Raw genomic sequence first — 1,016 nt, 5'->3', positions numbered from 1 at the left:
GACGAAATCGACGCAGCGCCGGAAGAGAAGGCACGCGGCATTACCATCAACACCGCGCACGTCGAGTACGAGACGGCCAACCGTCACTACGCGCACGTTGACTGCCCGGGCCACGCCGACTACGTCAAGAACATGATCACCGGCGCGGCGCAGATGGACGGCGCGATCCTGGTGTGCTCGGCCGCTGACGGCCCGATGCCGCAGACCCGCGAGCACATCCTGCTGGCCCGTCAGGTTGGCGTGCCGTACATCATCGTGTTCCTGAACAAGTGCGACATGGTGGACGACGCCGAGCTGCTCGAGCTGGTGGAAATGGAAGTGCGCGAGCTGCTGTCCAAGTACGAATTCCCGGGCGACGACACCCCGATCATCAAGGGCTCGGCCAAGCTGGCGCTGGAAGGCGACAAGGGCGACCTGGGTGAAGAGGCGATCATGCGCCTGGCCGAAGCGCTGGACACCTACATCCCGACGCCGGAGCGCGCCGTGGACGGCACGTTCCTGATGCCGGTGGAAGACGTGTTCTCGATCTCGGGTCGCGGCACCGTGGTGACCGGCCGTATCGAGCGCGGCATCATCAAGGTCGGCGAGGAAATCGAAATCGTCGGTATCCGCCCGACCGTGAAGACCACCTGCACCGGCGTGGAAATGTTCCGCAAGCTGCTGGACCAGGGCCAGGCTGGCGACAACGTCGGTCTGCTGCTGCGCGGCACCAAGCGTGAAGACGTCGAGCGCGGCCAGGTGCTGTGCAAGCCGGGTTCGATCAAGCCGCACACCCACTTCACCGGTGAGGTGTACATTCTGTCGAAGGACGAAGGCGGCCGTCACACCCCGTTCTTCAACAACTACCGTCCGCAGTTCTATTTCCGTACGACCGACGTGACCGGCTCGATCGAGCTGCCGAAGGACAAGGAAATGGTCATGCCGGGTGACAACGTGTCGATCACCGTCAAGCTGATCGCCCCGATCGCCATGGAAGAAGGCCTGCGCTTCGCTATCCGCGAAGGTGGCCGTACCGT

General features: G+C 63.7%; 1 protein-coding gene. It reads left to right on the top strand.

The features are described 5' to 3' along the window. The coding region (gene tuf / locus K6V06_RS20565; RefSeq protein WP_222245982.1) for an elongation factor Tu at positions 1 to 1,016 on the top strand (1,016 nt) is incomplete at both ends.

The organism is Cupriavidus sp. AU9028 (genome assembly GCF_019795295.1).
In the GTDB taxonomy this organism is placed as follows: domain Bacteria; phylum Pseudomonadota; class Gammaproteobacteria; order Burkholderiales; family Burkholderiaceae; genus Cupriavidus.
This window is presented reverse-complemented; position numbering and strand designations above follow the sequence as displayed.